Genomic DNA, 7,485 nt, shown 5'->3' with positions numbered 1-7,485 from the left:
GTTCACGCGGCAGTAATTTGCCGCGATCCAGATGTTTCTGACGGGCAGTTTCTCCGCCACCCAAGGCAATTTTTTCTACTTTCTGTTTAAGGTCATCCACCAGTTGCAGCATGGCAGCCTGGTTGGTCTTAAACTCTTCACTACGTATATTGATTTTGCTCTGTAACTGATTCATGACGAACATCCTTGTCTGATTCTAAGTGTTAATGTTTAGGCTGTTTCGTTGAAGAGCTCACGGCCAATGAGCATACGGCGGATTTCGGAAGTTCCGGCGCCAATTTCATAGAGTTTGGCATCGCGCCACAAACGGCCTGCAGCAAATTCGTTGATATAACCGTTCCCACCTAGGGTCTGAATGGTTTCACCCGCCATCCATGTAGCTTTTTCAGCGGCATATAAAATGGCACTGGCAGCATCTTTACGCAGGCTACGGCTATGATCAGCCTTGTCACATTCAGCACCAACGGCATACACCAGCGCCTTACATGCCAGCCAGGTAGAGTACATGTCAGCAATTTTGCCTTGCATCAACTGGAATTCACCGAGTGCCTGACCAAACTGTTTGCGGTCATGAATATAAGGAATCACGGTATCCATGCAGGCATCCATAATGCCCAATGGACCAGCACTGAGAACAGCACGTTCATAGTCCAGACCGCTCATCAGCACTTTAGTCCCATTGCCGACACCGCCAAGGACGTTTTCTTTAGGAACTTCGACATTGTCAAAAAACAGGGGATAAGTATTGGAACCACGCATACCCAGTTTGTCTAAATGAGTGCCGTGACTAAAACCTGGCATATTTTTCTCAACCAGGAAGGCGGTCATGCCTTTGGCGCCAGCTTGTAAATCGGTTTTGGCATAGACGACAAGTACATCGGCATCACCACCATTAGTGATCCACATCTTGGAACCGTTGAGTAGATAATGATCGCCTTTGTCTTCAGCTTTCAGTTTCATGCTAACCACATCTGATCCGGCATTCGGCTCAGACATTGCTAATGCACCGACATATTCGCCAGAAATCAGTTTTGGCAGATAACGCTGTTTTTGTTCTTCATTACCATTTCGCTTAATTTGGTTTACACATAGGTTAGAATGGGCGCCATAGGACAAACCAATGGATGCTGAAGCACGGGAAATTTCTTGCATGGCAATAATATGGGCCAGATACCCCAGATTGGTACCGCCATATTCTTCACTGACCGTTAAACCAAGTAGACCCATATCACCAAATTTTTTCCAGAGGTGAGCCGGGAATTCATTGTCACGGTCAACCTGCTGGGCAATTGAGGCAATTTCCTTGGCGCAAAATGCGGCCACTGAATCACGAAGCGCAATAAGAGTTTCATCCAAACCGAAATCTAAGCTTTGTAAATTCATTCTTCATCCATCCTGAGATTATATTTGTTGTGTCCAAAAGCATTTTTGTTGTGCTTGTTTTTTTAACATACAACGAAAAATTAAAAAAGTGAACCTATATTCACAAAATGATTTACAATTCATTTTATCTGGTTGAGAATAAGATTATGAGTTATAAAAGATCATCACTGATGCAGGAACGAATGGAACAAAATCGTTTGTCGATTTTACAGTCTGCTCGTGAACTGATTACTCAAGGGGGCTTTAAAGAGGCGTCGATTCAGGCGATTGCAGAACGCGCAGGTGTTTCTACAGGCCTGGTATATCGATATTTTGAAAACAAAAGCCAGATTTTGATTGAAGTTTTGTCGGCAGCGATTCAGCATGAAGTTGGAATTCTTGTTTCCATCGCCGGGTCGGATTTATCGCCAAAACTAAAATTGCAAAAATCTGTTACAACTTTTGTGAAACGTGCCATGAATAGCCCCCAGTTGGCGTATTCACTTATGTTTGAACCGGTTGATCCGGAAATGGAACATGAGCGTTTTCGCAGTAAACAGCTGCTTAAACAGAGCATTAAGGAAATCCTGGCCGAAGGAAAGGTGAATGGAGAGTTCGAATTTGAAGATTTAAATACGGCAGCTTTGGGCGTGGTGGGTGCCATGACCTTTGTCGTGATTGAACCTTTGAATCCGTCCCGTAATGTGATGTTTGATCAGAACTACAAGGATCACTTTGTCAAACAGATTGCCGATTTTTGTGTTAACGCAGTACATCGACAGGAGGGAAATTCAGCAGCATAGACACACAAAAACAGGCACATAGACAAGGTCGTCGTAGTCATAAAACAATTAGTAAAGTTGAAAATCAGAATTACAAAGAATCAAGGAGATCGATTCAATGACACAAGTACGGTTAAGCTATGCCTATGGAACCAGCAGCCAGCCTTTATTGGGCATGACGATTGGTGAAAAATTTGATCAAGCTTGCGAGCAGTATGCAGATCGCGATGCAGTCGTCAGCATGCATCAGAACATACGCCTGAGTTATCGGCAGCTACAGGATCAGGTCAATGCCTTTGCCTGTCAGCTGCTGAAATTGGGTATGCAAAAAGGTGACCGTCTGGCGATCTGGTCGCCGAACTGTGTGGAATGGACTATTACCCAGTTCGCAGCTTTCAAGGCAGGCATTATTCTGGTTAACCTGAATCCGGCCTATAAAAGCAATGAGCTGGAATATGTCCTGAATAAAGTGTCCTGTAAGGGACTGGTCATTGCATCGCAGTTTAAAACAACGGACTATCAGGAAATTCTGACCAAAATTGCGCCTGAATTAAAACAGGCTGAAAATAAATTACTGAATGCAGAACGTCTCCCACATTTAAAGCATGTCATTAAAATTGATGAGCAGCAGCATACGGGTATTCATCGTTTTCAAGATTTAATGCCTACACCAAGTGCTCAAGAACTGGAACAACTGCAACAGATCTCCACTGATTTGCAGTTCGATGAAACCATTAATATCCAGTTTACGTCAGGCACTACAGGTAACCCTAAGGGTACAATGCTGACCCATAACAATATTTTAAATAATGGTTACTTCGTGGGTGAGGCGATTCACTTAAGTCCAGAAGACCGTGTCTGTATTTCTGTTCCACTATTCCACTGCTTTGGCATGGTAATGGGCAATCTGGCCTGTATTACCCATGGTTCAGCCATGATCTATCCATCTGCCGTATTTAATCCGCTGGAAACCTTAAAAGCCATTCAGCAGGAAAAATGTACGGCAGCTTATGGCGTACCGACCATGTTTATTGCCGTACTGGAACATGAGCAGTTTGACGAATTTGATCTATCCAGTCTGCGTACCGGCATTATGGCGGGTAGCCCGTGTCCGCAGGAAATTATGCAGCGCGTGATTGAGCGGATGCATATGTCCGAAATTACCATCTGTTATGGCATGACTGAAACTGCTCCGGTAAGTGCCCAGAGTTCTACTGAAGACAGTGTTGAACGTCGTGTCAGTACAGTTGGCCGTGTCCATCCGCATCTGGAAGTGAAAATTGTCGATGAAAATGGCAAGGTGGTGCCGCGCGGTCAACTGGGTGAACTCTGTGTGCGTGGTTATTCCGTGATGCTCGGTTATTGGGAGGACCAGGACAAGACGCAGGAAGTCATTGATGCTGCGCGCTGGATGCATACCGGTGATATTGCTGAAATGGATGATGAAGGCTTTGTCAAAATCAAGGGTCGTATCAAGGATGTGGTGATTCGCGGCGGTGAAAACCTGTTCCCGAAAGAAATTGAAGATTTTCTTTATACCCATCCAGCGGTGTCGGATGTGCAGGTGATTGGCGTGCCAGACCATAAATATGGTGAAGAGCTTTGTGCCTGCATTATCCTGCATGAGAATGATCCATGTACCGAAGAAGCCATCCGCCAGTATTGTGCTGAGCATATTTCTCACAATAAAGTGCCACGTTATGTGCGTTTCTTCCATGAATTCCCGATGACAGCTTCAGGTAAGGCACAGAAGTTCAAGTTGCGTGAATTTATGCGTGAAGAATTAAATTTAAAAGAGATTGCTTAAATTAATTAAAGCTAAGTTTAAATAGTATTTGATCAGATGACCTGGCGGCATGGATGCCGCTGTTTCATTGTATGGCAAGGATGCCATATCAATGAAACAGCGGGGGGTTGGTTACTTTACCCAGTCAAAGTAACGAAGCACCTGCACAATGGAAGAAGAATCCATCTTGCAAATTGAGGTCATGTATTTAGCAATTTCTTTAAATAGATAAAAATCTATTTCTATATAAATCAGAGTAAACAGATGGCAAAAAACTTTCACAGTGAAGTGGTGGTCGCCAGTTATGATGATCATATCCGTAAACTGATTCCTGGCTATGAACTGGTGCATCAACAGATTGAAGCAATACTCAGTACTGAGCTTCCAGAAAATGCACATATCCTGATTGTGGGTTGCGGAACTGGTTATGAACTATCTTATTTATTGCAACAGCATCCAAACTGGACATTTACTGCGATTGATCCTTCCGCTGCAATGCTTGAGCAGGCAAGGAAGCAGCTGGCTTCTATTGGCGCTGAACAACGAGTTCAGTTTATACAGTGCACCACTCAGGAACTGGATCAACAAAATTCATTCGATGCTGCACTCGCTATTTTAGTCGTCCATTTTATTCCTGAACCTCAGAAATCTGATTTTTTTCAGGCTATCTATCAGAGCCTTAAAGCTGGCGGGATCGGATTGACCTATGATCTGATGCAACCAGAAGATGAGAATGAATTAAAGGTAATGCAAAAAATGGCACAGCAAACCGGACTTAGTGTGCAGCAAAGCGAAAATATGCTGGCCAGATTGCAGCAGGACTTTTTCCTGATTTCAGTAGAAGATTCAAATGAACTTTTAACAAAAGTCGGATTTAAACAGCGCAAAATTTATAGTCAAATCATGAATTATTATGGTTTTTTACTCAGAAAATAAAGATCATGAAACTTTATATGAATTTTAAAGTTTAAGAGAATAATCAAGGAAGTTTAAGAATAATGTCAGCATATTATAGTTTGATCCAGCGCGAGCAGCATACAGATGGCAGTAATACTGCCTATTATCGTTCCAATATTCATGCTCAAGGTGCGTGGAATCCTCATGAACAGCATATGGCACCGGCAACCGGTATTCTATGTGTTGAACTAGAACAGTTTCAGCCTAGATCAGAAATGCGCATTGGCCGGGTTGGACTTGATATTTTTGGGCTGATTGCATTTGGTGAATTTTCTATTACTACACGCATGATCCGTCCTGGCAAAACTATTGAACTGATTGAGGCGGAAATGTGTGCCAATGGAAAAACCTGTATCGTTGCTCGTGCCTGGAGGATGCTGACTTCGGATAGCCGGGCCATTGCAGGTATCGAAGATTTTCCGATTGAAAGCCCTGAGTTTTTACCGGTTTGGGAGGGTATGAGTTGCTGGCCGGGCGGTTATATTCAAAGTATTGAAACCCGTGCACATCCTGATCATCGTGCAGGCAAAGGCATTGTCTGGCTCAGAAATTCATTGGATATGGTAGAAGGACAACCGACTACAGATTTTAGTCGTTTACTCGGTATGGTCGATACCGCGAATGGCATTGTGCCACGTCAGGACCCGAATGCGGGCTGGGGATTCCCGAATCTAGATTTACAGATTCATATGTACCGTCTGCCGCAAGGTGAATGGTTGGGGCTGGAAGTAGTGCAACAATATGGTGAAGATGGGATTGGTCTCACCAGTGGTGTGCTGCATGATATTCACGGGCCTTTCGGTCGCAGTGAACAGATTCTGACTTTACGAAAATTCTAAAACTGATTTAAAAGCAAAAGGATGAATTGATTCATCCTTTTTTTATTGGCATGCTGTGCGCAATGGTTCAGGAATATTGATGAATGCGGATTAGTATTATTGGGGCAGGGCGAGTGGCTTATCATCTTGCCCGTGCATTGTCAGCACAACATGAAATTGTACAGATCTACAGCCGGACTCTGGATAAAGCACAGCAACTGGCTGATCAATTTAAAGCGCAAGCCATCGCTCAACCTGAGAATCTGAATCAGGATATAGATTTGATGATCATTGCCGTGAGTGATCAATCAATTGCTAATGTCATCAGACAAGTCCATTCTTACTTGCAAGATGTGCTGATTGTACATACTTCGGGTAGTACCCATCTGAATGTTCTAGCAGATGTACATGTAAAGTCTGGTGTCTTTTATCCATTGCAGACCTTTAGTCTGGAACGTGAAATTGACTGGGAAAATACGCCTTTATTTATTGAAGCATCTGATCCAGAAGATCAAAAAATTCTAATTCATTTAGCAAATAGCCTAAGTAAACGAGTTTATCAATATAGTTCAGACCAACGTTTGAGCTTGCATCTGGCTGCAGTGTTTGCCTGCAATTTTAGTAATTACTGTTATGACATAGCCAAGCAGATAGTAGATGCACAGCAGGTAGACTTTAGCCTGCTTTATCCCTTGATTCTGGAAACAGCCAATAAAGTGATGCAAAATGATCCTCGCCAGGGGCAGACTGGACCTGCGATGCGTGGTGATCAGAATATTTTGAATATACATCAGCAGATGCTAGAGCAGTCTCAGCGACAAGACTTGGCAAATGTATACAACTTACTCAGTCAGCAGATTTTAGAACGCCATCAGACCTAATAAAAAAGCGCTGAATAATCAGCGCTTTTTAGACTTATAGATATTAAGAAATTTTCTTAAAGATAAAATCATTAATCTTGTGGCCGGCTTCGATTCCGCGACGCTCAAACTTGGTTTGTGGACGCCATTCAGGGCGAGGGTAGCTGTTACCTTTACCTGCGAGATTTTCTAAACGTGGACGTTCTTCCAGAACTTCCAGCATCCACTCAGCATACGGTTCCCAGTCTGTTGCAGCATGGAAAGTACCGCCAAGTTCTAGTTTTTGTTCAACCAATGGCATGCGGTCATGAGATACAAAACGGCGTTTAAAGTGACGTTTTTTCTGCCATGGATCAGGGAAATACAGCTGAACGGTGTTGATGCTATTGTCTGGCATTTCACGAAGTACCTGAATCGCATCAGCATCCAATACACGTAAGTTCGTCACGCCAGCCATACCTGCTTCATACACGCACTGCGCAATACCCGGTACATGCACTTCGATTCCGACAAAGTTACGCTCAGGATTCGCTTTCGCCATGAGAACCAGAGAGCGGCCCATACCAAAACCGATTTCGACAGTCAGCGGACGTTCAGGATGTTCAAAATACTGACGCAAATCACCTACCGGATATTCCAAAATTAAGTGACCATATTGTTCAAGCGCAGTACGTTGAGAGGTATTTAATGGCGCTGAGCGGCGCATAAACGTCACAATTTCACGGTGCTCGCTTAAATTGTCCAGCTCCACGACTTGCTGGTCTAATTGATCGTTCGACATAACTTTGGCAAATCTAAAAATTCAGAATGCGGTATTTTAAGTCCTGAGCGGAGCAAGTCAAACTTTTCTCGGGAATTCACTACTAAAAACTGGTATTGAGCTTATTCAATGAAACAATAAAAGGGCCAATTGGCCCTTT

The 7,485-nt window shown here is 43.4% G+C and carries 7 protein-coding genes and 1 pseudogene; 5 read left to right on the top strand and 3 right to left on the bottom strand.

The window, feature by feature from the left end; all coding sequences use genetic code 11:
- Nucleotides 1-175: pseudogene (locus B4J23_RS12360) on the bottom strand (methylcrotonoyl-CoA carboxylase); the annotation flags it as partial.
- Between the two features lie 35 nt (nt 176-210).
- Nucleotides 211-1,383: an isovaleryl-CoA dehydrogenase gene (locus tag B4J23_RS12355; protein ID WP_125279241.1), complete on the bottom strand. Its 1,173-nt coding sequence runs from the start codon at nt 1,381-1,383 to the stop codon at nt 211-213.
- 146 nt (nt 1,384-1,529) lie between these two features.
- Here B4J23_RS12355 and B4J23_RS12350 point away from each other — a divergent pair, with 146 nt between their 5' ends.
- From B4J23_RS12350 to B4J23_RS12330, 5 genes are all read left to right on the top strand, one after another.
- The gene (locus tag B4J23_RS12350; protein ID WP_004782481.1) at nt 1,530-2,165 is read left to right on the top strand and encodes a TetR/AcrR family transcriptional regulator; all 636 of its coding nucleotides are present in this window, start codon (nt 1,530-1,532) and stop codon (nt 2,163-2,165) included.
- 97 nt (nt 2,166-2,262) lie between these two features.
- Nucleotides 2,263-3,951 carry an AMP-binding protein gene (locus B4J23_RS12345; protein ID WP_004782479.1) on the top strand — a complete coding sequence of 563 codons (1,689 nt, stop codon included), beginning with the start codon at nt 2,263-2,265 and terminating at the stop codon, nt 3,949-3,951.
- 243 nt (nt 3,952-4,194) lie between these two features.
- Entirely contained in the window at nt 4,195-4,866 is a 672-nt protein-coding gene (locus B4J23_RS12340; RefSeq protein WP_034702126.1) for a class I SAM-dependent methyltransferase, read from the top strand.
- 62 nt (nt 4,867-4,928) lie between these two features.
- Nucleotides 4,929-5,726, top strand: coding sequence for a thioesterase family protein (locus B4J23_RS12335; RefSeq protein ID WP_125279240.1), 798 nt, complete (start codon nt 4,929-4,931; stop codon nt 5,724-5,726).
- Nucleotides 5,727-5,809: 83 nt separating this feature from the next.
- Nucleotides 5,810-6,586, top strand: coding sequence for a Rossmann-like and DUF2520 domain-containing protein (locus tag B4J23_RS12330; RefSeq protein ID WP_125279239.1), 777 nt, complete (start codon nt 5,810-5,812; stop codon nt 6,584-6,586).
- 43 nt (nt 6,587-6,629) lie between these two features.
- On the opposite strand, the gene trmB is transcribed toward B4J23_RS12330, so the two are convergent.
- Nucleotides 6,630-7,346: a tRNA (guanosine(46)-N7)-methyltransferase TrmB gene (trmB, locus tag B4J23_RS12325; protein WP_125279238.1), complete on the bottom strand. Its 717-nt coding sequence runs from the start codon at nt 7,344-7,346 to the stop codon at nt 6,630-6,632.
- Nucleotides 7,347-7,485: the final 139 nt, after the last annotated feature.

The organism is Acinetobacter sp. UBA3025, assembly GCF_002367915.1.
Classification (GTDB): domain Bacteria; phylum Pseudomonadota; class Gammaproteobacteria; order Pseudomonadales; family Moraxellaceae; genus Acinetobacter.
This window is presented reverse-complemented; position numbering and strand designations above follow the sequence as displayed.

Excerpts from the sequence above, each read along its gene's own strand:
- B4J23_RS12355 (WP_125279241.1), bottom strand. The coding sequence starts at position 1,383 with ATGAATTTACAAAGCTTAGATTTCGGTTTGGATGAAACTCTTATTGCG.
- B4J23_RS12340 (WP_034702126.1), top strand. The coding sequence starts at position 4,195 with ATGGCAAAAAACTTTCACAGTGAAGTGGTGGTCGCCAGTTATGATGAT.
- B4J23_RS12350 (WP_004782481.1), top strand. The coding sequence starts at position 1,530 with ATGAGTTATAAAAGATCATCACTGATGCAGGAACGAATGGAACAAAAT.
- B4J23_RS12335 (WP_125279240.1), top strand. The coding sequence starts at position 4,929 with ATGTCAGCATATTATAGTTTGATCCAGCGCGAGCAGCATACAGATGGC.
- B4J23_RS12330 (WP_125279239.1), top strand. The coding sequence starts at position 5,810 with ATGCGGATTAGTATTATTGGGGCAGGGCGAGTGGCTTATCATCTTGCC.
- B4J23_RS12345 (WP_004782479.1), top strand. The coding sequence starts at position 2,263 with ATGACACAAGTACGGTTAAGCTATGCCTATGGAACCAGCAGCCAGCCT.
- trmB (WP_125279238.1), bottom strand. The coding sequence starts at position 7,346 with ATGTCGAACGATCAATTAGACCAGCAAGTCGTGGAGCTGGACAATTTA.